This window comes from Bradyrhizobium sp. USDA 4532, assembly GCF_024171315.1.
Taxonomy (GTDB): Bacteria; Pseudomonadota; Alphaproteobacteria; order Rhizobiales; family Xanthobacteraceae; genus Bradyrhizobium; species Bradyrhizobium australafricanum.
Genome location: NZ_JALJZN010000001.1, coordinates 6,683,950 through 6,709,759 on the forward strand (window position 1 = coordinate 6,683,950; position 25,810 = coordinate 6,709,759).

Here is a 25,810-nt window from a genome sequence, read left to right on the forward strand (position 1 = left end):
TCATCGCACGTGGGGCGTACGATGAAAGGCTCTCGCGCGGCCGCAGAAAGCCGCACGCTTTCTCCGCCGACAGCACCACGCCGTCCCACACTCCGATAGTGACGATGGTCATCTTCCGCTCGGCCAATGGCCTGCCTATCGTCCGCCCCGTCACCGGAAACAGCCACGGGACGAACGGTGTCTCGGGCGCACGGAGCGAGAGATCATGAGCATTTTTGGAAGCATCATGGGTGCAATCTTCGGCCACGGCGCCCAGGCCAAAACCGCTGAGAGCACAACGGCGGCCGCGCCCGGCGCAGCGCCTTCGACGTCGACGGCTGCATCCGCTGCGCCCGGCACGGCGGCGGCACAATCCGTCGTCGTCGCCGCGATCGTCGACAAGGCGGCCGCGGCCACCGGCGAGAAGCTCGACTGGCGCAGCTCGATCGTCGACCTGATGAAGGCGCTCGGCCTCGACAGCAGCCTTGCGGCGCGCAAGGAGCTCGCGAAGGAGCTGCACTACACCGGCGACACCAGCAACACCGCCACCATGAATGTCTGGCTGCATCAGCAGGTGATGGCGAAGCTCGCCGCCAATGGCGGCAAGCTGCCGGACGACATCAAGACCTGACGTCCCGCCTCGAGCCGTGCGCGGCGCTCGCGCCCGAGCGGTTCCGAACGATGTCTATTGCGTGAGGAGCAGTTGCGATGACCTCATCTCATCCTGCCATCCTGAACAGGCCGCGCGCTGGTGTGGTGCGGTCCGTCGCATTGGTCGGCGCGGCACTCGGATCCGTCGCGCTGACGCTCGGCATCCTTGTCGCCACCGCCCGCGCGGATAACGCCCGCGACGAGCCGCGGTCGGAAAATGCGAATGTGCAGCGCGCCGCGCAGAACCCGCCGCCGGCGCGGGTCATCCTGCCGGCGCCATGGGAGCAGGCCGCGCCTGCGCAGCCAGTCGCGGCGCCCGCGAAGCCGGCCGATCGCAAATAGTCTTTCGCCCCCTTGGAGCGGCCGGCGATCCAGTCGCCGGGGCGTGCCACCGCATTCATTTGGAAAACAGGAGATCAGATGCTGAAGGAATTCAGGGAATTCGCCATGAAGGGCAACGTCGTCGATCTCGCCGTCGGCGTGATCATCGGCGCGGCATTCGGCGCGATCGTCTCGTCGATGGTGGCCGATGTCATCATGCCGATCATCGGCGCGATCAGCGGCGGGCTCGACTTCTCCAACTATTTCACCGCGCTGTCGAAGTCGGTGACGGCGACCAACCTGGCCGATGCCAAGAAGCAGGGCGCGGTGCTGGCCTGGGGCAACTTCCTGACCCTCACGCTCAACTTCCTGATCGTCGCCTTCGTGCTGTTCATCGTGGTCCGCCTCATGAACCAGCTCAAGCGCGAAGCGCCCGCGGCGCCGGCCGAACCGCCGAAGCCGACCAAGGATCAGGAGCTGCTCACCGAGATTCGCGATCTCCTCAAGTCGCGCGCGTAGCGATCGCGCCTCGTATCGCGCGTACAGCCCCAGCTCTGGAGCCTAGCCATGCCAGATCAGGTCAAGCTGCCCCGAAAATTATCGCAAGAGCCCGGTGGTGCAGAGCCGCTGCGGCCGAGCCATCGGCGGGTGATCGAGGAACTCGACCGCTGGGCCAACAGTCCCGGCCTGCAGCCGCCGAGCGATGAAGAAAAACCGGACGACGACAAGCGCTAGGCGGCCGTGACCTCGCATGGCCGGATCGCGGCCGTTTCGGTCAAGCCCGCCGGGCCGTCGCGATCAGCGCGGTCGACGGAATCGCGAAGCTGTCGCCGACCCGCCTGCGCTCAATCTCGGCGCGGAAGGCGCGCGCGACTGCGGCGCTCTGGTCTGCATCGAGCCCGCTCCAATGCGGCATGAACTCGAACAATTTGTCGACGTCGGCGGGATTGGCGACATTGAGCTTGAAGTCGTGGGTGATCTCGGCAATCGCCGGATCGGAGAAGCCGGCGGCGATGAGCGCAGCGGCGAGGCGGCCGGGGTCGGCGAGCTCGGCGAGGCCCGTGCACGGCATCGGCGTGACATTGTCGGGATAGAGCCGCCGGATGATCTGCGAGAGCAGGAGATGCACGGCGGCGCCATCGGCGCTCTTCCAGACCGCAATCGCCGCCGATCCGCCCGGTCGCGTCACCCGTGCCATCTCGCAGAGGCCGGCGCGCCAGTCCGGAAACAGCATCACGCCGAACACCGACACTGCCGCGTCGAAGGCGGCATCCGGCAGATCGAGCGCCTGGCCGTCCATCTGCCGCGCCTCGATATTCGCCACACCATGCGCGCGGACACGTGCCACCATGCCGGCGGAGAAATCGATCGCGGTGACCTCGGCTCCGGTGCGGGCGGCGGCCAGCGCCGCGGCGCCCGTGCCGGTGGCGACGTCGATCACCCTGGATGACGGGTCGATCGGAAGCGTTGCGACCGCGGCGTCGGCGAACAATGTCGTGAACGGCTGCGACTGCGCCTCATAGGCGGCGACCATTTTGTCCCAATGCGCGGGATCGTTGTACGGCAGAGGTTTCGCCTGCTCACTTGACTGCATGAATCTGGTCCTCGAGATTTTGCTTGTGTTTGGCGAGCCGGCGCTTGAAATCCTTCGCGAGCGCTTCGAGCGTCACCGCGCCGAGCCGCTTCAGGAACAGCGCTTCGACCTCGCGAAACGTGTCTCCGAGCGCGTCGTTGACGGCCTGTTCGACCAGGCAGCCGGGATTTTCCGAGCGATGGCCCATCGCAACGATCGTGGGCGCGCCGACCGCGCGATAGATGTCCGCGAGCGTGATGTCGGCCGGATCGCGCGCCAGCGTCCAGCCGCCGCCATGGCCCTTCTCCGAATGCACCAGACCCTGCTCGCGCAGCCCCGCCATCACGCGGCGTACCACCACCGGGTTGGTGGCCATCGCCTGCGCAAGTTGCTCCGACGTGACCGGCTCGCCGGCCCCGATCATGTGGAGCAGGCCATGCAGGACGCTCGACAGGCGGCTATCACGTATCATGTAACTTCATATGTTACATGAAGCGGCGGCCGTCAAGGGGGCGGTGGTCTGTGGCCCTCCTACCTCCCCTTGAAAAGGGGAGGTCGCTTTGCTCGTCAGAGCAAAGCGGGTGGGGATCAGCTCGCTCCACTTGCAGCGTCGTCTGCGGCTGACCCCCATCCCGACCTTCCCCCTTTCAGGGGAAGGAGAAGAGATCAAGGACCTGCACCTGGGCTTTGATTGTTCAACCGAGATTCGCGTGCCGGATTTCGCGGCGTCGCCCGTTTAATCCGCATCGGGGTCGTTGGCAGGGGCGGTATCGTGGGCAGCGTGGCGGTCGATCGGATGTTGCGGGATGCGGTGGCGCATTATGGCGCGGGCCGCGCGGCGGAGGCCGGCACGCTGTGCGGCGACATCCTCACCGCCGATCCCGACCATGTTCCGGCGCTGCATCTGTCCGCCGTCATCGCCTTCGTGACCGATCGTGTCGCGGAAGGTGCTATGCTGCTGAACCGGGTCTTCAACCTCGATCCGGACCATGCACCGGCCTTCGCCACGCTCGGCGATGCGCTCGCCGTGAAGGGCGAGCACGAAGGCGCGGTGGCGGCGTTCGAGCGCGGCGTGACGCTGCGGCCGCAGGATGCCGGCCTGCACATCAAGCTCGGCGTCGCATTGTGCGATCTGTCGCGCTTCGATGAGGCCGAGACCGCGTTCCGCCGCGCGATCGCACTCGATGGCGGCCTGACGCGGGCGCGGTTCAACCTCGCCGTCGCGCTGGCCGGGCAGCAGCGGCCGGTCGAGGCGGAGCAGGCCTATCGCGAGGTGATCGCGCGCGATCCGGTCTACCGCGGCGTTTGGCTCAACCTCGGCAATGTGCTGAGCGATCAGAAAAGGCACGAAGCGGCCGCCACGGCCTATCGCCGTGGACTTGCCACGGATCCCGACAATGCCGGACTGCATTGCGGCCTTGGCGCGGCGCTCTATCGCCAGGGCTTGCTGGAGGACGCAATCCTGCACTACCGCCGCGCGATTGCACTCGATCCCGACAACATCGCGCCGCAGCGCCTGCTGGCGATGGTGCTGCACGAAGCGGGCGAGCGCGCGGAGGCCGTCCGCATCTATCGCCAGGTCTCGGCCCGCGACCCGTCCGATCACGTCATCCTCAACAATCTCGGCGCCTGCCTGTTCGAGCTCGGACAGCTCGACGACGCCATCGCCTGCGCCGAGCTCGCGCTGGCGCTGAAGCCGGACTACGCCGCCGCGCACACCAATCTCGGGATCATCTTCGAGGCGCAGAACCTGGTCGAGGCCGCGGTCGCCGCGCATCGGCGCGCCATCGAGCTCGAGCCGCTCTATGCCAAGGGTCACGCCAACCTCGCGGTCGCGCTGCGCAATGCCGGCGAGATCGATGCGGCGCTGATGGCCTCGCGCCGGGCGATTGCACTCGATCCCGAGCAGCCGCTCGCGCACTACAATCACGCGCATTTCCTCCTGATGAACGGCGAGTTCGAGGAGGGCTTTGAGGAGTATCAGTGGCGCCGCAAGACCAGGATGCTCAGCGACGGCGATCCCGTGTTCGAAGAGCCGGAATGGCAGGGCGAGCCGCTCGCTGGACGCACGCTGCTGCTGTTTGCCGAATATGGACTCGGCGACGCCATCAATTTCGTCCGCTATGTGCCGATGCTGGAGGGCAGGGGCGGTCGGATCATTCTGCAGGTGCAGCCGGGGCTGGTCGCGCTGCTGCGGCCGATGCTGCCCGATGTCGCGGTGTTCGCGCGCGGCGAGCCGCTGCCGCCGTTCGATCTGCAACTGCCGCTGCTGAGCCTGCCGCGGATCTTCCGCACCACCGTCGAGACCATTCCTGCAGCGATATCCTATCTGCGGGCGGATGTCGTCAAGCTCGCGCGCTGGCGCGAGGCGCTCGCCGGCGTGACCGCGCTGAAGGTCGGCGTGGTCTGGGCCGGCAATCCCAGGCACAAGGGTGACCGCCAGCGCTCGCTGCCGGCGGACGCCGTGCTGCCGCGGCTGGTCACATCGGGCGTGCAGCTGTACAGCCTGCAGAAGGAGCCGCGGCCGGACGATGCTCCGGTGCTGCGGGGCCTTGGCGCCGACATCATCGACCTCGCGCCGACGCTCGGCGATTTCGCCGACACCGCGGCGGCCGTCTGCGCGCTCGATCTCGTCATCGCCGTCGACACCTCGGTGGCGCATCTCGCCGGCGCGCTCGGCCGCCCGGTCTGGATGCTGTGTCCCTATGCGCTCGACTGGCGCTGGCTGCGCGATCGCGCCGACACGCCCTGGTATCCGACCATGCGGCTGTTCCGCCAGGACAGACCGCAGGCCTGGGATCGCGCGCTGGCGCGCGTGTCGGACGAACTCGCGCGGCTCGCCGGCGGCGAGCGCGAGTTGCTGTTGCCGGCACGTTTAGTGCGTTGACCGGCCATCACCCCGCACTCATCCCCTGCGCGCCGCCGAGCAGCTTCACGTTGAGCCGGCCGCCGTCGAACAGCATCTCGTTCAGCGCTGCGCCGATGTCGTCAGCAGTGACATCCTGGCCTCCCCCGCGGGCGATGCTGGCCTGAGCGATGCGGCGCATCAGCTCCTTGATGAATGCGGCGCTGACCCCGGCGGTGCGCTGCACCGCTGCGTCAACCACGGGCGGTTCGAGCGGCAGGCCCTTGCCGTACAGTCGGATCAGCTTGCCGCGCCCGGTCTCGTCGGGCACCGGCACCTCGATGGCCTGGTCGATGCGGCCGGGCCGGCCGGCCAGCGCGCCTTCCAGCTCCTCGGGCCGGTTGGTGGTCAGCACGAACAGGATGTCGCAGTCCTCCTTCAGGCCGTCCATCTCGTTGAGCAGCTTGTTGAGCAGCGATTCCTCGCACGGTCCGCCCATGTCCTCGCGGTCGCGCGCGATCAGGTCGACATCCTCGATCACGACCATGGTCGGCTGCAGCAGCCGCGCGAGGCTCATATAGGCGCCGAGCAGGCCGACCTGCTCGGCGGTGATGATCAGCGTGGTGTGATCCGGCAGGTTGGTGGCGAGATAGCGAATGGTGTGGGTCTTGCCGGTGCCGGGCGGGCCGTAGAGCAGGATGCCCTTGCGGGTCGACTGCCCGAGCTTGCGCAACAGATCGCGGCTTTCGACGAAGTCGAGCACGTTGCGGTCGAGCAGCCGCAGCGTCCGGTCCGGCAGGATCACGTCATCGCGCGCGACCGTCGGCAGGCGATGCACGGTCACGCCGCGGGCGCGGCCGCGATAGTCGGCGGCATCCTCGAGCGACAGGATCTTGCCGCGATAGGATCGTGCCGCGTGCACGGCCGCTTCCAGCTCGGCAAAGGTCCGCTGCACCAAGGCGTTTCCGGCGACGCCTGCGGGCACCGCGAGCTCGATCCGCAAGCCCGGCTCGGTCTGATAATCACGATGGTAGCTGAGCAGCACCGCGTAGCGCAGCTCTCCGGTTTGGCATAGCCACAAGCCATTGGTCAGGCATTTCACCGACTCAGGCTCGCCAACGTCGACGTCGTGATACTGCGGCGGCGCGATCGGCGGCGCGTTGCGGCTGTTCTCCATCAGCGAGGCAATCGCGAGGGTCTCATAGCGGTGCTGCTCATGAATGCCGAAGAAATGGATCGGCACATCGAACAACCTGTCGATCGCGATCTGAACGTCCGCTCGCATGTGACCGGGAAATTGTCGCGACCGGGTCATGATCTGATTGCGCGGCGTCCCGGCAAAATGCCAATCGAGCGCCATGAAGGCATATCTGAACTCCTCGCTCGGTAGATTTTCCGAGCTTGCCCGCGCGGCGATCAGGCAGTTGCCGCACAGGCAGACTGTCCGGCGGATGAGAAACACGTCGGTGACGGGCTCCAGCGCGCCACAGAGATCGCACGGCCGGTCCGCGTCGGCGGCCGATGCGGTGATCAGCAATGGATGCCCGTTGTTGCGGATCAGCTGTTGGGCGGACTCCAGCAGTGCCTTGGCCACCGTCGCGGGATAGGGGCCGCATGCGAATCCGTTCTGGGCCTCGATTCGCGCGGTGACGGCAACAGCCTCTTTCCGGGACTTGCCGAATACCGTGCGCAGCAGGTTGCGCATGAATTCTATCGGTGTCTCGTCGTCATCATGGATGAAGAGCCTGACCGGACCGTTCTCGGCAAAAACGTCGTGCATGAAACCCCCGAAACGCAATTGGGAACAAAAGAACAAAGTAAGAACATCACGGCGGCTCCTGCGCGTCAAGCGAAAGATTCTGCGGTCTCACCCCTGACGTGTAGTGAGCCGGCCGGGAACGCGCACTGGAAGTGTAAACGCGGCTCAACGCCTGTGACGATTGTGTTGCGGCAAATGCCAAGAGATGGCCGTCACAGCGGCAAACTTCCGACACACCATCGGGGCGAAAAGGAGTATCCGACATGGCGCGAGCGCGAGAGCAGATTCCTCCCAAGGGTTTGCGGTCGCGCAGTTATTTTATGAGGCCCTCGTGTCGCACAAACTTCGCCTTGCGCTGCTTCTCGTCTTCACTTTGTTCGTCTCTCCCGCGCTGGCGCAGCCGGCCGCCAAGCCGGCGCCGCCGCAACCCGCTACCGGCGACGCGCTGACGCCCGAGCAGGCGAAACGTGCGCTCGACACGCTGCAGGACGACAAGAAGCGCGGCGAGATCATCAACACGCTGCGCGCCATCGCCAATGCCTCGCCGCAGGCGGCGGCCCAGCCGGCGCCTGCGCCGGAGCAGCATTCGCCGATCCCGCTCACCGCCGACAGCCTCGGCGCACAGCTGTTGCTGATGGTGTCCGAGCAGGTCGGCGAGATGTCGCGCGAGGTCGCCGACGTCGCGCGCACGCTGACGCATTTCCCGGCGTTCTACTACTGGTTCGTGCGTACCGCCAACGATCCGGTCGCCTATGGCCTCTTGATCGATATCGCCTGGAAGCTGGCGCTGGTGTTCGGCTGCGCGCTGGCCGCCGAATGGGTGGTGTTCCGCCTGATCAAGCGGCCGGTCGCGTTCCTGGAAGCGCGGCTGCCGCAGACCGCGCGCATGCCGGTGCAGACGCTCGCCATCGTCGATCCGCCGTCGTCGGTTGCCGACGTCACGCCGGCGCCCGAGTTGCAGCGGCGCCGGCTCAGCCTGGCGCGGGCCTGGCAGTCGCTGGTCCGGCTGCCCTTCGTGCTTGGGCGCCTTTTGCTCGAATTGCTGCCGGTCGTCGTGTTCGGCGGCATCGCCACCGCGCTGCTCGGCACCGAGATCGGCGATCAATCGACCACGCGGCTCGTGATCCTGGCCGTCGTCAACGCCTATGTGTTCTCGCGCGTCTTGATTTGCGCGGTGCGCGCGCTGGCGGGGCCGTTCGGCCTGTTCCGCGTCCGTGCCGAGACCGCGGCCTATATCGAGATCTGGGCCCGGCGCATCGTCGCCGTCGGCGTCTCCGGCATCGCCTTTGCCAATGTCGCGCTGCTGCTCGGGCTGCATCGCGCCGGCTATGCCGCGCTGATCCGGCTCGTGATGTTGGTCGTGCATCTGTTCGTCGTCGTCATCATCCTGCAGTGCCGCCGCCAGGTCGCCGACGCCATCCGCGCGCCGGCCGATCGCACCGGGCTTGCGGCGCGAACGCGCAACCGTCTCGCGGCGCTCTGGCATGTGCTGGCGATCGCGCTCGACCTCGCGCTGTGGGCAGTGTGGGCGCTCAACATCCGCAACGGCTATTCGCTGCTCCTGCAGTATTTCGTCGGCACTGTCGCGGTGCTGCTGGTTACCCGCCTCGTCACCATGGTGGTGCTGAGCCTGATCGATCGCGGCTTCCGCATCAGCCCGGAGTTGATCCAGCGCTTCCCGGGGCTCGAGACCCGCGCCAACCGCTATCTGCCGCTGCTGCGCAAGGTGGTCACGGCGGTGATCGCCTTCATTGGCTTCGTCGCGCTGCTCGAGGTCTGGGGCGTCGATGCCATCGTCTGGTTCTATGGCGGCCAGATCGGAAGCCGCCTGATCTCGGCGCTGGTGACGATCGGCATTGCCGCGCTGGCCGCGGCCGTGATCTGGGAAGTCGCCAATGCGCTGATGGACCGGCAGATCGACACCCTGTCGCGCGACGGGCATTACGCCCGCGCCGCGCGCCTGCGCACCTTCCAGCCGATGCTGCGCACCGCGCTGTTCTGCATGATCGTCGCGGTGGTCGGCCTCACGGCGCTCAGCGAGATCGGCGTCAATGTCGCGCCGCTGCTCGCCGGCGCCGGCATCGTCGGCATCGCGATCGGCTTCGGCTCGCAGAAGCTGGTGCAGGACCTCATCACCGGGCTGTTCCTCTTGATCGAGAACACCGTGCAGGTCGGTGACAACGTCACGGTGTCGGGCCTCTCGGGCGTGGTCGAGAACGTCTCGATCCGCACCATGCGGCTGCGCGCCGGCGACGGTTCGGTGCACGTCGTGCCGTTCAGCGCGGTGACGACGATCACCAATTCCAGCCGCGGCGCCGGCAATGCCGCGGTCAGCGTCAACGTGTCCTACAAGGAGGACACCGACCGCGCCGGCGAGGTGCTGAAGGACATCGTCGCCCAAATGCGCCAGGAGACAGCGTATCGCGCATTCATCCGAGGCGACCTCGAATTGTGGGGCGTCGACAAGGTCGACGGCTCGGTCGTGACCATCGTCGGCCAGATCCGCTGCACCGATAGCGGACGCTGGGCGGTGCAACGCGAGTTCAACCGCCGCATGAAACGGCGCTTCCAGGAGGAGGGCATCGAGATCGCCTCGATGGGCCAGACCATCCTGATGCAGCTTCCTCCATCCTCCGAGCCCGATACCAACGCCCAGCCGCGCCGCGCGGCGGGCTGATCCGGCGCTCCGCTTCACCTCGCCCCGCGCGCGGCAGGGGTGTCCGGGGAAATTCAGGCATAGCGGAGCTCCATCTGGTCAGGTGAGATGGTTGATTTCCGACGGCTGGGGTTGATGGGCGGAGGTTTGTCGATGGCAGCGAGGGATCGACGCGTGAGCAGGAGCTGGCCGACGAGTTCGGCGAACCTGAGCGGGAGCATTTTGATGCAGTTGGTGTGAGCGGCGATGCGCAGCAGCAGGTAGGCAATCATCGCAGCGAGCACCTGAAGGCGGATCGCGTTGTCGTTGGCGCCGAGGAACTTGCGAATATCGAGATGCTGCTTGATCCAGCGGAACAGCAGCTCGATTTGCCATCGGCTCTTGTAGAGGGCGGCGATCTCGACGGCGCTACGGGCAAGGTCGTTGGTCAGGAGTGTGATCTTGCCGCCTTTCTCGCGTCTGATCTTGATGCGGCGGAGCGGGATTGGAAGGCGCGAATCGCCCTTGCTGGTGAGCTTCACCTCGTCATCGGCAAGGATTTCGAAGCCATCCCCGTTACGCTTGCGGATGGCGCGATGCCTGAGCGAGCGAAGACGGATGCTCGTCTTCGCCCGGGTAACGAAGAAAGCCTTGCTATCATTGATCTTCTGCCACCAGTCGAAACGGCAATAGCCCTTGTCAAACACATAGGTGGTGGCGGGCTGGATTGGGGTCTGTCGGCCGATCTCGATGTCATTGACGTTCGCGGCCGTCATCTCGACGCAGGTCGGGACATCGCTCCTTGGGTCGTAGACGACATGCAGCTTCATGCCGCGGATGCGGCCGTTCCACGTCGCCCAACTGCAGACCTTGCCGAGCGGGATCGGACTGGCGTCGATCAGACGCACCATCTCCATGCCTTCACTCCGCAGCTGGCGACGCGCCATCGCCGACAGCGCCGCAAAGGTTTGCGCGAAAATGCCGATCGGACGGCGGGCATTGGCATCGGACAACGTCGAGCGCGACAGCTTGCCGGTTCCCAAGTGATAGTGATGCTGCGAATTGGCGTTGAAGCCAGTCACCACCCCGCGCAGACTGCTGTTGCCGCTAAGCTGGGCATAGATCAGCGCCACCAGATGATCCCAGCTCCTGAACGACTTGTCGTAGGCATCCCCGTCCAGACGATCCACAACCGTCTGAAACTGCCGTCGATTGATCGGTTCAAGCAGCCTTCCAAAAATGCTACCGCGATATCGCATGCTCGGCCCTCTGTGTCTCGACAACCAGAAAAGACCGATTTGCCTCGGTCCTGCCGAGCATGCACCGCGACACAGTGAATCATTCCCCGGACACCCCTGCCGCTTGCGGGGAGAGGTCGAATTCGAGCGAAGCTCGAATTCGGGTGAGGGGGAGTCTCCGCGAGAGTATCTGCTTCCGTGTGTGCGAAGGCAGCCCGAGCCAGCGGGAATGCTTGCCGGCGCGTCTCATGGTTGCGACACGTCTCGCGACGGTGAGACGCCGCCAGCCTTGCCAAGCCCGCTGACCGGCGCGCAGCCGGCCGAAATCCGGCCGTTCTCACCCATTCCCTGCGACTTCCTCCGCTGGCACAGCGCTTGCTGATCGTCATGCAATGCGCGGCAAGACGCATTGCACGACTGAACCCAACGCGAAGGAAGGAAACGCACATGGAGCTTGGATACTTCACCATGCCCTCGCACCCGCCGGAGTGCGGATTGAAGGAGGGCCACGACTGGGACCTGCAGACGCTGCGCTGGCTCGACGAGCTCGGCTACCAGGAAGCCTGGATCGGCGAGCATCACACCGCACCCTGGGAGCCGCACCCGTCGCCCGACCTGCTGGTGGCGCAGGCGCTGCTGCAGACCAAGAATCTGCGCATCGGGCCCGGCGGCTTCCTGCTGCCGTATCATCATCCCGCCGAGCTCGCGAACCGCGTTGCGATGCTCGATCATCTCTCGAACGGGCGCCTCAACTTCGGCGTCGCGGCCTCGGGCCTGCCCAGCGACTGGGCGATGTTCAATGTCGACGGCATGTCGGGCCAGAACCGCGACATGACCCGCGAGGCGCTCGAGATCATCCTGAAGATGTGGTCCGAGCCGGGACCCTGGACGCACAAGGGCAAGTACTGGACAGTGAGCAAGCCGGACACGATGTTCGACTTCCTCAAGCCGCACATCAAGCCGTTGCAGGGGCCGCATCCGCCGATCGGCGTCGCCGGCCTGTCGAAGAATTCGGACACCTTGAAGCTCGCCGGCGAGCGCGGCTTCATCCCGATGAGCCTCAACCTCAACCCGGCCTATGTCGGCAGCCACTGGGATTCGGTCGAGGCCGGCGCCGCCAAGACCGGCCGCAAGCCGAGCCGCAAGGACTGGCGGCTGGTGCGCGAGGTGTTCGTGGCGGATACCGATGAGGAGGCGTGGAAGCTGTCGACCGGCGACATGATGGGCCGGATGATGGGCGAGTACTTCCTGCCGCTGCTCGGCCATTTCGGCTTCAAGGACTATCTGAAGCACGCGCCCGACGTGCCCGACAGCGACGTCACCGTCGAATATTGCGCACGCCGGAATTGGATCGTCGGCTCGCCCGCGACCGTCACCGAGAGGATCGAGAAGATCTACCGGGAGGTCGGCGGCTTCGGCGTCCTCTGTGTGTTCGGCTTCGACTACAAGCACAAGCCGGAAGCCTGGCGGCACTCGCTGGACCTGCTCAAGAACGAGGTGATGCCGCGGCTCAAGCATCTCGGAGCCGAGTTCGAGAAGGCTGCATGACAGCTGCGCGGGGTGCGGGGCTTGCCTCGCACCCCGCCTCGCATATCTTGAACGAAGTGTTTTTACCGAAGCATGATCCGGCGGATCATGCTCAAACAGGGTTTGCGGCATGACGGTCGACGCACAGAGTTTCAAGCAGGCGATGCGCCATTGCGCGGGCGCCGTCGCGCTGGTGACGGTCGGCTCCGAGACCGGGCAGCGCACCGGCCTGACCGTGACCTCGGCCTGCTCGCTGTCAGACAATCCGCCCTCGGTGCTGGTCTGCGTTAACCGTAACGCCAGCGCGCATCAGCGCATCCGCGAGGAGCGCCATTTCGTCATCAACTTCCTGAACGAGGACCACGCGCTGCTGGCCCTGACCTTCTCCGGCCAGAAGGGCGTCAACGGCGACGACCGTTTTGCGTTTGGGCGCTGGACCACCGGCGCCACCGGCGCCCCGGTGCTGGAGGATGCCGTCGCGGCGTTCGACTGCGTGCTGGCGCAGGAGCTCGAGACCAAGACCCATTCGATCTTCATCGGCGAGGTCCAGCACGTCCGCGCCGCGACCACAGTCGACCCGCTGATCTATCTGCGCTCCGGCTTCCAGAGCGTGCGCAACATCCATGATCCGGTCGAGCTCGGCGACGTCGATGCGCGGCGTGTGAGCTGGAACGAATTTTCCTGAAACGTACTGACATCTGCGAGGCGGACGGGTCCAGGTACCCGATCCTCTCTCAATCGTTTGAGAGCTGTCGGGCTGCGTCGCCTTGAGGGCGCAATGCTGACGACCCGTCTTGCACGCGTTTGATGGCTTTGGCCCGGCCGTGCGACCGCTGGCCGAGCCAACGCTCATGTGAGGCGTCGCTGTCCTTGCCGTGGTCCCGCGGACGCTGCGCTGCTATGACCCCGGCGTTCTCACGACCAGTTTGATGTTCAGAAGATTGACCCCCTTGAAGGGGTTCGGCGCGCTTTCGATCGTTCCTGTGCCCGTTGCATTCGCATAAGCGCCCGTGCCCGAAAGGATCGTATATTCGCCGTTTGATTTTCCGTCCTTGATCGCGCCGGTGTAACGCGCGGTGATCGCGCCTTCCTCGAACGTGTAGGTGCTGTAACCGTAATAGGAGCCCGAGCCCTTCAGCATGTCTCCTGAATGGACGAACTCCTTCACCCCGATATGGCCATCACTGAAGATGGCGACACCAAAGAACTTGCCGGAAACGACCGTCTGCCCCTCGACGTTTGCTGCCTCGATGACCTTGACGTCGACAGGCTTGGTGACGAGCTTGAACTCGAGCACCTTCTCACCCGCTAACGCGGTCGACCCCGCAACGACGATTGCCACGCTGGAAACGAAAAAGGTGATAAAATTCCGCATAGACTCCTCCTGCGTTTGCTTGAAATCAAATCAAGGAGTGCACAGCGGGCTAAACGTCATGCCCAGCATTTGCGTTGCAGCACGAAAGAGAGCCCGCGGTGATATCCCGGCAGCGGCCGAAGCTTTCGGTACCCCAGCACGCTGGCTGGAACGCACGCATTAGTCTACGTGACGGTAAGAGGTTCAGCAAGCGTAGCCACCAACGTCTCATGCTCGTCAGACGACGCATCGGATGACAGGTTCCGCGACATCAGAACAGCCGTGGCATGCTATAGTGTGGTTGCTTGCGGGAGAGCGATCGAGGAGGTAGCGCGACGTACCCATGACGATTTCCGCCGGCAAATCCGGCAAGCATGTCTCAAGAAACCTCGTTACCGACAAGGAGCATCACCATGAAGATCGTTGTGATCGGCGGTACCGGACTGATCGGCTCAAAGACCGTTGCCATTCTGCGCCAGCGCAGCCATGACGTCGTCGCCGCCTCGCCGAAGAACGGCATCAACGCCATCACCGGCGAGGGGCTGAAGGAGGCGCTGGCCGGCGCGGCCGTGGTGATCGATCTCGCCAATTCGCCATCGTTCGAGAACAAGGCCGTGATGGAGTTCTTCGAGACCTCCGGCCGCAACCTGCTGGCGGCGGAGAAGCCGGCCGGCGTCAGGCACCATGTCGCGCTGTCGATCGTCGGCACCGACCGGACGCCCGAGAACGGCTACTTCCGCGCCAAGGTGGCGCAGGAGAAGCTGATCGAGGCGTCCGGGATTCCCTACACCATCATCCGCGCGACCCAGTTCATGGAATTCGTCGGCGCGATCGCCGATGCGGGCGCGGTTGGAAACACCGTCAGGCTCTCGCCCGGCCTGTTCCAGCCGATCGCGGCGGAGGACGTGTCCGCGCTCGTCGCCGATATCGCGCTCGAGCCGCCGCGCAACGGCATCGTCGAGATCGCAGGTCCCGACCGCGCGCCGTTCAACGAGATCGTGGCGCGCTATCTGAAGGCAAAGGGCGACCCGCGCGAGGTGGTGAAAGACCCTGACGCGCTTTACTGGGGCGGCCGGGTCGAGCAGCACTCGCTGGTGCCGCTCGGCGAGGCGCGCCTCGGCCGCATCGATTTGAACGAATGGCTGCGCCGCGCGCGGCCGGCGGCGTGACGGTATCGGCTATTTGAGCCAAACCAGCAGCGGGACGGGCGCGCGTCCTTCGCAGGACAGCGTGCCCTCGTAATTGCGCGTCTTGCGCGCGCTGTAGGTGCAGGGCGCGCCGTCCAGCACCAGCTCGGCGGTGACCTGCGAATCCGCGCCCGTGATTTGCAGCTTGATTTCTCCGGCGCGTTCGTCCGGCCCGTCTTGCGTGCAGATGCCCACATGCTTCATCTTGAGCGGTCCGGAGAACTGCCTCGGCGCGTCCGGCGCGCTTTCGGTGAGATGTCCGGTCAGCTCCCATTCGCCGAGCACGCCGGCCTGGCCGAGGATCTCCATCGCGCCAAGCGGCAGGGTATGGCAAAGCGATAGCGCAACGGCGCCGAGCAGCGCCGCTCCACCGTTGCGCCATGTCGCCCGTGGCATCACAGCTTGCTTCCGGTCGTCTGGCGCAATTCGATCAGCTCCGGCCGCGACAGATCGGCATCCGCGGTGAGCCGGGCAATCTGATCAGCGCATTCCCGGATCTTGGCCTGATCGCCGGCCGCCTTGGCGCTCTTGATCATGCCGAGATAAGTCGCCAGCCGGTTGGGCTCCTTCTTGAGCACGGCCTCATAGGCGGCGAGCGCCTCCCTGGCCATGCCGCGATCGAGCAGCATCGCCGCGTAGAGCTCGCGCGCCGGCGCCAGCGGTCCCGGCGTGACGGGGTGCTTCTCGGTCTTGTCTTCCGCCTCCGCGGCGGCATTCATCGCGCTGAGCGCATCGTCGTATTTGCCTTCCGCGTACAGCACCCAGGCGCTCGCGATCTGCTGCTGGATGTCGACGATGTTGGACCAGTAGGCGTCCTTGGCGTCCCTGAGCTTGTCGCGCAACTCGACGAGCTTGGCGACATCGGCCTTGGCGGCGGCGGGGTCACCCGAGCGCGCGGCGCCGACCGCGCGGGCGAAATAGGTGATGGCATCCGCATAGGCGTATTTGGTGGGATGCACTTCAAGCGCGGCGGCACCCTTCCAGTCGCCGCGTTCGAAGACATAGCGGGCCTGGCTTGCCGCCACCGCGAAGGGGCCTGCGAACCGGTCGAGCTTGAACTGAAGCTTGCCGAGCTCGTCGATCACCGCACGCGCTTCCTTGTCTTGGCCGAGCTGGAGATAGGCATACACCAGATAGTCCATCGCGTGCGCCTGGTCCTGCTGCTCGCCGTCTTCCCTGGCGATGCGTGCGGATTCCTTGTTCGAGGCGATCGACTCCTTCCAGTAGCCGACGCGCGTGAAGATGTGCGACGGCATGTGCTGGGCATGCGGCGCGTGTTCGGCGATCTTGGCATAGCGCATCGCCGCGGGGAGGCCCTTCTCCGCGAGCGCCGGGTAGTCGTAGAGATGGATCAGATAGTGGGCGATGCCGGGGTGCTCGGGCTGGCGCTTGAAGATCGGTTCGAGCAGCGCCGCGCCCTTCAGCTGGTTGGCATAGGTCTTGTCGCCCGGCGAGGCCGCGACGTTGAGCGTGATCGCATAGGCGATCTGCGCCTCGTCATCGTCGGCATAGTGCGTCGCGACCTGCTCTTCGGCGGCGAGGAATCGCTGCACGCGGGTGCGGTGATCGACCTTGTCGTAGTCGACATACATCGCCGCGATCGCATCGATGTATTCCCGCTCGCGCGGGGTGCCGGCATTCAGCGCCTGGCCTTTTTTCGCTGCTTCAAGGCCGAGCGGAAGGTTTTCCGGCGGCGGAGGCGCGTGCGGATTGTAGAGATAGCTGAGCGCGATGCCCCAATAGGCGATGGCGCATTGCGGGTCGGCCTCCAGCGCCTCCTCGAAGGTGCGCCGCGACGCGCTGTACCAGAACGAATGCTGATACAGCATGGCGCGATCGAACAGCTCCTGCGCTTCGGGCTTGCAGGATGTCACGAAATGGACTTTGCCCAATCGTTGCTCGGTGGAATCCGAGGCGGCAGGCTGCGAAATGGTCGCGGCAATGAGGCCAACGACCACAGCGAGGGGAAACCGTGTCATGGGACCCGCTCCGTGGCGTTGAAGGCGAAAACCGTACGATATCACCTTTCCCGCACCGCCGGAACAGCAGGGGCCGTTCTGGTCTAGCTGTCCAGCGCGATCCCTAACGCTTTGATCTTTCGGTACAACGTCGCGCGGCTGAGCCCGAGCGCCGTGGCCGCGTCCGTCACTCTTCCGTCATTGGCTCGCAATGCATCGACGATCGCGGTGCGCTCGCCCGCTGTGTGATCGGCCTCCGCGCCGCGTGCGCTGAACGGCGGCAGATCGAGATCGGCCTCGGTGATAAGGCCGTGCTCCGCGGTGGCGCCGGCGAGCCGCAGCACGTGGCGAAGCTGGCGCATGTTGCCGGGAAACGGATAGGCCATCAGCTGCGCCCAGGCGTCGGCCGCGATGCGGCAGTGCGGCGCTTCCTCGTCGGCGATCTGCGCGATGACGTCCTTGCGGTCGGCGCGCTCGCGCAACGCGGGCAGGCGGATCTCCATGCCGCGCAGCCGGTAATACAGATCGGAGCGGAAGCTGCCGTCCTCCGCCATCCGCGCCAGATCACGGTGCGTGGCGCTGATCAGGCGGATGTCGACCGCGACAGGCTTCAGCGCACCGAGCGGCCAGACCTCGCGGTTTTCCAGCACGCGCAGCAGCCTGGTTTGCAGCGAAAGCGGCATGTCGCCGATCTCGTCGAGGAACAACGTGCCGCCGCTGGCTTGCACGATCAGCCCCTTCGATCCCTCGCGCCGCGCGCCGGTGAAGGCGCCGGCTTCGTAGCCGAACAGCTCGGCATCGATCAGGCTCTCCGGCATCGCCGCGCAGTTCAGCGCGACGTAGTTGCGGCCGGCGCGATTGCTCGCCGCATGGATGGCGCGCGCGAACACGTCCTTGCCGGCGCCGGTCTCGCCATGCAACAGGATCGGCAGATCGAGATTGCCGACCGTCATCAGCCGCTTCACGCCCTTGATCAGCACGGGATCGCGGCCCGCCAGCCGGTGCAGGCCGGAAAACTGTCCGGCCGGCTTTTCGCGCGGCGGTGTGGATGGTGGACGCGGCGAACGCGCCCGCACCGGCGGCGCCAGACGGCCGCGTCCCCACGGCGTGCCGTCGGCGCGACGCAGCGCGACCTGCTCGTCCGCGGCGCGTGCCGCGCGATCGTCGAGTTGAACGAGATGCGACAGGTCGATGCCGTCCTCGATCATCGCATCGGTCAGGCCGAACGCGGCGCGCGCGGTGCGGCAGGCGCCGACGACACGGCGGTCGTCGTCATAGGCCAGCATGCCATGCCCGTCGCCGGGCAGCATCGCGATCCAGGAGGCGCGGTAGCGCCGGCGGAAGAACGACTGCTCGATCCGCCGCGTCGCCTCCGTAGTGACGGCGAGCGCCAGCTCATGCGCGCTGCGGCCGAGATCGCTGCGGCACGAGGTGATGTTGACGGCGCCGGCGAGCCGCCCGGCATGATCGAACAGCGGCGACACCGCGCAGGTGAACATGTGCCACTGCTCGCGGAAATGCTCGTCGCCATGCACCAGGATGGGCCGCTGCTCGGCGAGCGCGGTGCCGAGCCCGTTAGTGCCCTCGAAAGTCTCGGCGAAGTTCGAGCCGGTGTAGATCTTCCATTCCAGGAACATCCGCGCGTAGTCGCCGCCGGGCAGCCGGCTCACCAGCATGGTGGCGTTGGGATCGGCGAGATTGACGCAGTAGCCGGAATCGTGGAGCACGCGGGCGAGGTCCTCGAGCTCGGGGATCGCGACCTGGATCAAATCCTCCATCGGCTCGGCGATGTGCCGGATCTCCGCCTCGGTCAGGGTCTGCGGCGGCCCGCGCCGGGCCGGATCGAGGTTGTGATTGACCAGGCAGCGCCGCCAGGACGCGGCGATCCGCGTCTCGGTGTCGACGCCGGCCACCTGGTTGGCCGCCGACAGAACACGGGCGACGTGATTTGAGGCCGAAAGATTGGCCATCCAGAGGTCTCCACCCCTAATTTTCCGCGAAGTCTGGCAGTCCGCGGCCGAATGTCAATTGGCCGACGGCGTCGCGGGACCCTTACCTCCCCTTGCAAAGGGGAGGTCGCTTTGCTCGTGAGAGCAAAGCGGGTGGGGATCTGCTCTCTCGGCTTGCAGCATCGCCTGCGGCTGACCCCCATCCCGACCTTCCCCCTTTCAGGGGGAAGGAGAAGGCGGATCGCAGCCCGAGTGGAGCCAACGGGCTACGGGGATGACTTCACCTCGCCAGCGGTGAAGAGCACGAACGAACGCCCCACCGCCTTGTACGTGCCGTCGAACGCAAACTGCGCGCCTGCCGGCTGTTCCGGCGCGTTGGTGTCGAGCAGCCGCGACCAGCGCGGTCCGGCTGACGTCGGCGGCAGCTTGAAGTCGACCTCGCCCTCGTAGCTGTTGAGGATGACAAGCACAGTGTCGTCCTCGCCCTCACGCGCGATCGCGGTCTTGCGCGCGCGGCCGTCGAGCACGACGCCGAAGCATTTGATCCAGCCGGTGCTCCAGTCGGCCTGCGTCATCTCGACGCCCGAGGTGCTGATCCAGACCACGTCGCGGATCTCGAGCTGCGGATCGCGATCGCCGGAGAGGAAGCGGCTGCGGCGCAGGATCGGATAGTCGCGCCGCAGCTTGATCATCCGCTTGGTGAAGGCGAGCAGCTTCCCGGCGTCGTCGGAAAAATTCCAGTCGAACCACGAGATGTCGTTGTCCTGGCAGTACGCATTGTTGTTGCCGCGCTGGGTGCGGCCGAACTCGTCGCCGCCGAGCAGCATCGGCGTGCCCTGCGAGGCGAGCAGCGTCGCCAGCATGTTGCGCTTCTGCCGTTCGCGCAAAGTGCGGATATCCGGATTGTCGGTAGGGCCCTCGGTGCCGCAATTCCAGGAGTGGTTGTCCGACGAGCCGTCGTTGTTGTGCTCGCCGTTGGCCTCGTTGTGCTTGTTGTTGTAGCTCGCCCAGTCGTTCAGCGTGAAGCCGTCATGGGCGGTGATGAAGTTGACGCTGGCCCAGGTGCGGCGGCCCTCGCGGTTGAACACGTCGTGCGAGCCGAGCAGCCGCGGTGCCAGGCTGCCTGGCGCCGCCTCGCCGCGCCAGAAATCGCGCACAACGTTGCGGTATTTGTCGTTCCACTCCGCCCAGCCCGCCGGGAAGCCGCCGACCTGGTAACCGCCGGGGCCGCAATCCCAGGGTTCGGCGATCAGCTTGACGGTCGCGAGCAGCGGGTCCTGGTTCATCGCCTTGAGGAAGCCGGACTGCTCGTCGAAGCCGTAAACCTCACGTGCCAGGATGGTGCCGAGATCGAAGCGGAAGCCGTCGACATGCATGTGGCCGGCCCAGTAGCGCAGGCTGTCCATCACCATCTGGATCACCCGCGGATGCGACAGGTTCACCGTGTTGCCGGTGCCGGTGTCGTTGATGTAGTAGCGTCGCTTGTCCGGCAGCAGGCGGTAATAGCTCGCATTGTCGATGCCCTTGAACGACAGCGTCGGGCCGCGCTCGTTGCCTTCGGCGGTGTGGTTGTAGACGACGTCGAGAATGACTTCGAGGCCGGCGCCATGCAGCCGCGACACCATCTCCTTGAATTCGCGCAGGCTGTTCGGCACGTCGGCGGCGTAGCGCGGATCCGGCGCGAAGAAGCCGATGGTGTTGTAGCCCCAGTAATTGGTGAGGTGCTTGTCCAGCAGGTTGCTGTCGTTGATGAAGGAATGCACCGGCAGCAGCTCGACCGAGGTGATGCCGAGCGCCTTGAGATGGTCGATCGCAGCGTTCGAGCCGAAGCCGGCATAGGTGCCGCGCAAATGTTCGTCGATGCCCGGGTGCTGTTTGGTGAACCCCTTGACGTGGGTCTCGTAGACCACGGTCTCGTCCCAATGCACGTCCTGCCGCTGCGCCTCCTGGACCCAGTCGAAATTGGGATCGACCACCACGCATTTCGGCATGAACGGCGCGCTGTCGCGCTCGTCGAAGGTGAGGTCGTCGCCGCTCTCCATCTTGTAGCCGAACACCGCCGGATTCCAGGTCAGGCTGCCGGCATGGGCGCAGGCGTAGGGATCGAGCAGCAGCTTGTTCGGGTTGAAGCGGTGGCCGCCGTCCGGCTGGTAGGGACCGTAAACGCGATAGCCGTAGAACGTCCCCGGCTGCACGCCATTGATGAAGCCGTGAAACACCTGGTCGGTATATTCGGGCAGCTCGAAGCGGTGCGTCTCGCGCTCGCCGTCGAACAGGCAGACCTCGACCTTGGTCGCGTTGGCGGAAAACACCGCGAAATTGGTGCCGTGGCCGCTCCAGTGGGCGCCCAGCGGATAGGGCAGCCCCTCCTCAATGACGTAATCGGACATCGGTCCCCCAAGGCCCCTGACAGGCCGTCAGATCAATCTGCAACAAACGCCGCCGCGCGGGAAACGTTGCATGGGCTAGTTTAGCGGCAGTTACGCTTGGTTCGTATGACGCGGGCGGAACGAGATGCAAGGCTCGGCAAGAGATGTCGCGAGAATGCGGTCGTATGACTCTCTGCCACAATCTCGATGTCGTCCCGGGCAAGCGCTGCGCGACCCGGGACCCATAACCACGAAAGCAAATTGGCTTGCAAAGCTGGAGCCACAGCGTGCTTCGACAACGCAACTCCGTAGTTATGGGTCCCGGCCCCCGTGTGCAATTGCGCACTAAGCCGGGACGACAGCGGAGGGCTTGTTGAGTGCAATGCTAAATCAGCCGCATGCCCTTGAAGCTGGTATGCCCGTTCTTGCCGACGATGATGTGATCGTGCACGGCGATTCCGAGCGGCTTTGCGATGTCGACGATGGCTTTCGTCATCTGGATGTCGGCCTGCGACGGCGTCGGGTCGCCGGACGGATGGTTGTGCACCAGGATCAGCGCGGTGGCGGACAATTCCAGCGCGCGCTTGATCACCTCACGCGGATAGACCGGGGTGTGATCGACGGTGCCGGTCTGCTGCACCTCGTCGGCGATCAGCTGGTTGCGCTTGTCGAGGAACAGGAGGCGGAACTGCTCCTTGTCGGCGAACGCCATGCCGGTGCGGCAATAGTCGATGACGTCGTTCCAGGACGACAGCGCGACGTTGCGCCTGATCTCACCCTTGGCGATCCGGCCGGCGGCCGCGGCGAGCAGCTTGAGCTGGTTGATCGAGGCATCCTTGACGCCCTCGACCTCGCGCAGCCGCGCCACCGGCGCGTGCACGACCTCGGCGAACGAGCCGAACTTCTTCAACAGCGCCTTGGCCAACGGCTTGGTGTCGCGGCGCGGGATCGCGGCGAACAGCGCCATTTCCAGCAGCTCATAGTCGGTCAGCGCGTCGGGACCGGCCGCATAGAAGCGCTCGCGCAGCCGTTCGCGATGGCCGTGATAATGTGGCGTCTCGTCGGGCTGATCGGGGCTGTCACTGGCTTTGGCGGGCATCGGCTACAACCATGCCGTGCTCGCGGCGATTTGCAAGAGCCGATGCAACTGCCGGGTTTGCCACGATGCTTCGGGCGAATTACCGTCGGCGGCAACGGTTCGAGAGCAAGAGGGGGAGGGCGGCGTGACATCATTCAAGGTGATCCGCTCGCGCGCGGAGAAGCGCAAGGGCGGGCCGAAGGCGCTGGAGAAACTGCTGCGGCCGCCGGCGGGCGCCAAGGCGCTGGCAAAGCTCAGCGACGACCGCGTGCTGGCCGAGATGACCAGGCGCGTGTTCTGCGCGGGCTTTGCCTGGAGCGTGATCGATGCCAAATGGCCGGGCTTCGAGGAGGCGTTCCTCGGCTTTCAGCCCGCCAAGCTCGCCTTCAAGCCCGACGAATTCTGGGAGAAGCTCGTCAGCGACGCCAGGATCGTGCGCAACGGCGCCAAGATCATGTCGGTGCGCGACAACGGCCGCTTCGTGCAGGAGATCGCGCGCGAGCATGGCAGCTTCGGCAAATTCCTTAGCGCCTGGCCGTCATCGGATGAGGTTGGACTGCTGGAGCTATTGGCCAAGCGCGGCAGCCGGCTCGGCGGCAACACCGGACAGATGCTGCTGCGCTTCCTCGGTTGGGACGGCTTCGTCACCTCGCGCGACGTCGTCGCCTGCCTGCGCGATGCCGGCCTCGATATCGCCGAGGAGGTCAAGTCGAAGCGCGATTTCGCCAAGGTGCAGGCGCAGTTCAACGCCTGGGCGGAGGAGACCGGACTGTCCTATCTGCATCTGTCGCGGATCTGCGCGATGTCGATCGGAGAGAACCATACGCCCGAGGAGATCATCGAGCGCACGCGGAGCGATTATTGACGAGGACGGTTACAGCTGAACCCGATTAGACCTGAACCCACGGCTTCTCGCCATGGCGTTCGGACAGCGTGAAGATCTCGACGCCGTCGGCGGTGACGCCGACCGAATGCTCGAACTGCGCCGACAGCGAACGGTCGCGGGTCACCGCGGTCCAGCCGTCGGACAGGATCTTCACATGCGGCTTGCCGAGATTGATCATCGGCTCGATGGTGAAGAACATGCCGGGCTTCAAGGGCGCGCCTTCGCCGGGGCGGCCGATATGGATGATGTTCGGCTCATCGTGGAACAGGCGGCCGAGGCCGTGGCCGCAGAAGTCGCGCACCACGCTCATGCCCTGCGGCTCGACATAGCTCTGGATGGCATGGCCGATATCGCCGGTGGTGGCGCCGGGCTTCACCGCGGCGATGCCGCGCATCATCGCCTCATAGGTCACCTCGATCAGCCGCTCGGCCTTCCGCGCGATGGCGCCGATCGCATACATGCGGCTGGAGTCGCCGTACCAGCCGTCGACGATGAAGGTGACGTCGACATTGACGATGTCGCCTTCCTTCAGCGGCCGGTCGCCCGGCATGCCGTGGCAGACCACGTGATTGATCGAGGTGCAGGTCGAGTAGCGATAGCCGCGATACATCAGCGTCGCCGGATAGGCGCCGTGGTCGAAGGCGAACTTGCGAACGAACTCGTCGATGACCGAAGTCGGGATGCCCGGCTTGACGATGTCGGTGAGCACATCGAGGCATTTCGACACCAGGGCGCCCGCCTTGCGCATGCCGGCAAAGCCGCTCGGTCCGTGCAGCTTGATCTGACCGGTCTTGCGAAGCGAGGTGTCGGTGGCGTCGATATAGCTCATGGGCGGGCTGTTTCTGCGGGCAAGGGGCTGATTTCAGGCCCTAATTTAATGATCGGCGCGCCCGGCGCAAGCCAAGGTTGGGCATGGGGACATGTCCAAACGGCTTGATTTTCAGGCCATATCCGGAACAGCGGCCACCGCTGCGGCGAAAAGACCGCGCTCAAGCGCTAATTGGAGACCTCGACCACGCTCTCGACCGGCAGCGCGCCGCCGCGGATGCGGAGTTCCCGCACCGGGTAGGGCACCCTGACCCCCTCCTGCTTGAAGGCGTCCCACAGCGACAGCATGACGTCGCTCTTCACATTGTCCATGCCGTCGGGGTCGGCGATCCAGAAGGTCAGGGAGAATTTCATCCCGGCCTCGGCGAACTCGGTCAGGATGCAGTTCGGCGTCCGGCCCTTGGTGGCGCGCGGATGGGCCGCCGCGGTCGTGATCGCGAGCTTGCAGACCTGCCGCGGATTGGCGTCGTAGTTGGTGGAGAAGGCGATCTTCACCAGCGTGTTCTTGTCGGTATAGGTCCAGTTGGTGACCTTCTGCGTCACCAGGTCCTCGTTCGGGATCAGGAACTCGCGGCCGTCGCCGGCGGCGACCGAGATGTAGCGGGTCTTCATCGCGCTGATCCGGCCCGAATTGTCGCCGATCGTGACGAGATCGCCGGGCTTCACCGATTTGTCGACCAACAGGATCAGGCCGCTGATGAAATTGGCGACGATCTTCTGCAGGCCGAGACCGATGCCGACGCCGGCCGCGCCGGTGAACACCGCGAGCGCTGAGAGGTTGATGCCGACCGCGCCGAGCGCGATCACGATCGCCGTCACCATCAATCCGATGCGGATGATCTTGACCAGCAGCACCTGGATCGACGGCGTCAGATCGGTGGCGCGGTTGATGCGGCTCTCGGCGAAATTGCCGGCGAGGTTGGTCAGCCACAGCGCCACGATCAGGAGCGCGCCGGCCTTGATCAACAGCAGCGGAGAAAGGCGGAGGCCGCCGACCACGACCGCATACGCATCCAGCGTGTCGGCCGCCCAATCGAGCTGGCCGATGATGCTGAGGGCGGCGACCACCCATGCCGCGATCGAGACTGTTTTCACGATGAAGGCGTTGTCGATCACCGAGGTGACGAGGCGGATCACCAGCCAGGCCAGCGCCAGCTTGGCGGAGACCGCGATCAGATAGCTGCGGCTCGGCCAGGTCGCGTGCCACATCACGATGCGGGAGATGATCATCAGGACCGCGAACACGGCGGTGGAAGCGCTCTTCACCATCACGCGGGCGAAGTGCCGGAGCGGCAGCGGCCAGCGCATCGCCAGCGACGACATGTCGACCCGCGCATGAATGGCGGTGTCGGCGGCGTAGGCGAGGCCGGCGGCGGCGAGGATGATGCCGAATTGCAGATAGAACCAGGGCGAGGCGACCTCGGCGCCGACCGAGCGCGCCGCCATTTGGATCGATTCGAGGACGTCCTTCCAGTTCATGTCCATCGGCAAAATCTCAACTCGAAGCGCGGGTCAGCCAAATGTGATTCGAATGCCCCGCGAGAATCCCACAAAGGCGCACACGCGACCATCGATACAACACAGTGTCGGGGCGACCTAGGGCTGATGAGACCGGGCACATTGCCGCTTATGTCAGAAATCGGTTGGCGTCCCAGTGTGGCGACGATAAGGAT

Annotated in this window: 22 protein-coding genes; 10 read left to right on the forward strand and 12 right to left on the reverse strand. The window is 65.5% G+C overall.

The window, feature by feature from the left end; translation table 11 throughout:
• The first annotated feature begins 205 nt into the window (after positions 1 to 205).
• The 4 genes from J2R76_RS30740 (at position 206) to J2R76_RS30755 (ending at position 1,686) form a co-directional block, all read left to right on the forward strand.
• Positions 206 to 610 (forward strand): DUF3597 domain-containing protein, encoded by a 405-nt coding sequence (locus J2R76_RS30740; protein ID WP_076834939.1) that lies wholly within the window; start codon positions 206 to 208, stop codon positions 608 to 610.
• A 77-nt stretch (positions 611 to 687) separates the two neighbouring features.
• A complete protein-coding gene (locus J2R76_RS30745) occupies positions 688 to 972 on the forward strand; it encodes a hypothetical protein (protein ID WP_141340903.1) in 285 nt (94 codons plus the stop codon).
• 78 nt (positions 973 to 1,050) lie between these two features.
• Positions 1,051 to 1,470, forward strand: coding sequence for a large conductance mechanosensitive channel protein MscL (gene mscL, locus J2R76_RS30750; protein WP_076834941.1), 420 nt, complete (start codon positions 1,051 to 1,053; stop codon positions 1,468 to 1,470).
• Positions 1,471 to 1,518: 48 nt separating this feature from the next.
• Complete coding sequence (locus tag J2R76_RS30755) at positions 1,519 to 1,686, forward strand: hypothetical protein (protein ID WP_168857300.1); 168 nt, start codon at positions 1,519 to 1,521, stop codon at positions 1,684 to 1,686.
• Between the two features lie 40 nt (positions 1,687 to 1,726).
• Here the strand turns inward: J2R76_RS30755 and J2R76_RS30760 are convergent, their stop codons facing one another.
• Both J2R76_RS30760 and J2R76_RS30765 read right to left on the reverse strand, forming a co-directional pair.
• On the reverse strand, positions 1,727 to 2,545 hold the full coding sequence (locus J2R76_RS30760; protein ID WP_057018929.1) for a class I SAM-dependent methyltransferase: 819 nt from the start codon (positions 2,543 to 2,545) through the stop codon (positions 1,727 to 1,729).
• Complete coding sequence (locus J2R76_RS30765) at positions 2,532 to 2,996, reverse strand: Rrf2 family transcriptional regulator (protein ID WP_076834942.1); 465 nt, start codon at positions 2,994 to 2,996, stop codon at positions 2,532 to 2,534. The genes J2R76_RS30760 and J2R76_RS30765 overlap by 14 nt, the downstream gene beginning before the upstream one ends.
• A gap of 324 nt (positions 2,997 to 3,320) precedes the next feature.
• Between J2R76_RS30765 and J2R76_RS30770 the strand changes: the two genes are divergently transcribed.
• Entirely contained in the window at positions 3,321 to 5,411 is a 2,091-nt protein-coding gene (locus tag J2R76_RS30770) for a tetratricopeptide repeat protein (RefSeq protein ID WP_076834960.1), read from the forward strand.
• A 7-nt stretch (positions 5,412 to 5,418) separates the two neighbouring features.
• Here J2R76_RS30770 and J2R76_RS30775 read toward each other — a convergent pair whose 3' ends face one another.
• Positions 5,419 to 7,149 (reverse strand): ATP-dependent Clp protease adaptor ClpS, encoded by a 1,731-nt coding sequence (locus tag J2R76_RS30775; protein ID WP_253625305.1) that lies wholly within the window; start codon positions 7,147 to 7,149, stop codon positions 5,419 to 5,421.
• A 310-nt stretch (positions 7,150 to 7,459) separates the two neighbouring features.
• Between J2R76_RS30775 and J2R76_RS30780 the strand changes: the two genes are divergently transcribed.
• Positions 7,460 to 9,805, forward strand: coding sequence for a mechanosensitive ion channel family protein (locus J2R76_RS30780; protein ID WP_076834943.1), 2,346 nt, complete (start codon positions 7,460 to 7,462; stop codon positions 9,803 to 9,805).
• A gap of 53 nt (positions 9,806 to 9,858) precedes the next feature.
• Here the strand turns inward: J2R76_RS30780 and J2R76_RS30785 are convergent, their stop codons facing one another.
• The gene (locus tag J2R76_RS30785) at positions 9,859 to 11,022 is read right to left on the reverse strand and encodes an IS4 family transposase (protein ID WP_057015126.1); all 1,164 of its coding nucleotides are present in this window, start codon (positions 11,020 to 11,022) and stop codon (positions 9,859 to 9,861) included.
• 426 nt (positions 11,023 to 11,448) lie between these two features.
• On the opposite strand from J2R76_RS30785, the gene J2R76_RS30790 reads away from it, so the two are divergent.
• Together J2R76_RS30790 and J2R76_RS30795 are read left to right on the forward strand one after the other, a co-directional pair.
• The gene (locus J2R76_RS30790) at positions 11,449 to 12,549 is read left to right on the forward strand and encodes an LLM class flavin-dependent oxidoreductase (protein WP_076831185.1); all 1,101 of its coding nucleotides are present in this window, start codon (positions 11,449 to 11,451) and stop codon (positions 12,547 to 12,549) included.
• A 109-nt stretch (positions 12,550 to 12,658) separates the two neighbouring features.
• Positions 12,659 to 13,213 (forward strand): flavin reductase family protein, encoded by a 555-nt coding sequence (locus J2R76_RS30795; protein ID WP_057018925.1) that lies wholly within the window; start codon positions 12,659 to 12,661, stop codon positions 13,211 to 13,213.
• Between the two features lie 213 nt (positions 13,214 to 13,426).
• Here J2R76_RS30795 and J2R76_RS30800 read toward each other — a convergent pair whose 3' ends face one another.
• Positions 13,427 to 13,903, reverse strand: a complete 477-nt coding sequence (locus J2R76_RS30800) for a hypothetical protein (RefSeq protein ID WP_057018924.1) — start codon at positions 13,901 to 13,903, stop codon at positions 13,427 to 13,429.
• Positions 13,904 to 14,295: 392 nt separating this feature from the next.
• Between J2R76_RS30800 and J2R76_RS30805 the strand changes: the two genes are divergently transcribed.
• Complete coding sequence (locus J2R76_RS30805) at positions 14,296 to 15,051, forward strand: SDR family oxidoreductase (protein ID WP_141342809.1); 756 nt, start codon at positions 14,296 to 14,298, stop codon at positions 15,049 to 15,051.
• Between the two features lie 9 nt (positions 15,052 to 15,060).
• Here the strand turns inward: J2R76_RS30805 and J2R76_RS30810 are convergent, their stop codons facing one another.
• The 5 genes from J2R76_RS30810 to radC all read right to left on the reverse strand — a co-directional run bounded on the left by J2R76_RS30810 (position 15,061) and on the right by radC (position 22,444).
• A complete protein-coding gene (locus J2R76_RS30810) occupies positions 15,061 to 15,465 on the reverse strand; it encodes a hypothetical protein (RefSeq protein ID WP_076831180.1) in 405 nt (134 codons plus the stop codon).
• Positions 15,465 to 17,048 carry a hypothetical protein gene (locus J2R76_RS30815; protein WP_076831177.1) on the reverse strand — a complete coding sequence of 528 codons (1,584 nt, stop codon included), beginning with the start codon at positions 17,046 to 17,048 and terminating at the stop codon, positions 15,465 to 15,467. The genes J2R76_RS30810 and J2R76_RS30815 overlap by 1 nt, the downstream gene beginning before the upstream one ends.
• 83 nt (positions 17,049 to 17,131) lie before the next feature.
• Positions 17,132 to 18,997: a sigma-54-dependent Fis family transcriptional regulator gene (locus J2R76_RS30820; RefSeq protein WP_076831175.1), complete on the reverse strand. Its 1,866-nt coding sequence runs from the start codon at positions 18,995 to 18,997 to the stop codon at positions 17,132 to 17,134.
• 245 nt (positions 18,998 to 19,242) lie between these two features.
• The gene (gene glgX, locus J2R76_RS30825) at positions 19,243 to 21,366 is read right to left on the reverse strand and encodes a glycogen debranching protein GlgX (RefSeq protein WP_141342810.1); all 2,124 of its coding nucleotides are present in this window, start codon (positions 21,364 to 21,366) and stop codon (positions 19,243 to 19,245) included.
• A 364-nt stretch (positions 21,367 to 21,730) separates the two neighbouring features.
• On the reverse strand, positions 21,731 to 22,444 hold the full coding sequence (gene radC, locus J2R76_RS30830; protein ID WP_076831172.1) for a DNA repair protein RadC: 714 nt from the start codon (positions 22,442 to 22,444) through the stop codon (positions 21,731 to 21,733).
• A gap of 124 nt (positions 22,445 to 22,568) precedes the next feature.
• On the opposite strand from radC, the gene J2R76_RS30835 reads away from it, so the two are divergent.
• Positions 22,569 to 23,288 (forward strand): DNA-3-methyladenine glycosylase I, encoded by a 720-nt coding sequence (locus tag J2R76_RS30835; protein ID WP_076831169.1) that lies wholly within the window; start codon positions 22,569 to 22,571, stop codon positions 23,286 to 23,288.
• Between the two features lie 25 nt (positions 23,289 to 23,313).
• Here the strand turns inward: J2R76_RS30835 and map are convergent, their stop codons facing one another.
• On the reverse strand, positions 23,314 to 24,138 hold the full coding sequence (map, locus tag J2R76_RS30840; RefSeq protein ID WP_076831166.1) for a type I methionyl aminopeptidase: 825 nt from the start codon (positions 24,136 to 24,138) through the stop codon (positions 23,314 to 23,316).
• A gap of 167 nt (positions 24,139 to 24,305) precedes the next feature.
• Complete coding sequence (locus J2R76_RS30845; RefSeq protein WP_076831164.1) at positions 24,306 to 25,622, reverse strand: mechanosensitive ion channel family protein; 1,317 nt, start codon at positions 25,620 to 25,622, stop codon at positions 24,306 to 24,308.
• Between the last annotated feature and the right edge of the window lie 188 nt (positions 25,623 to 25,810).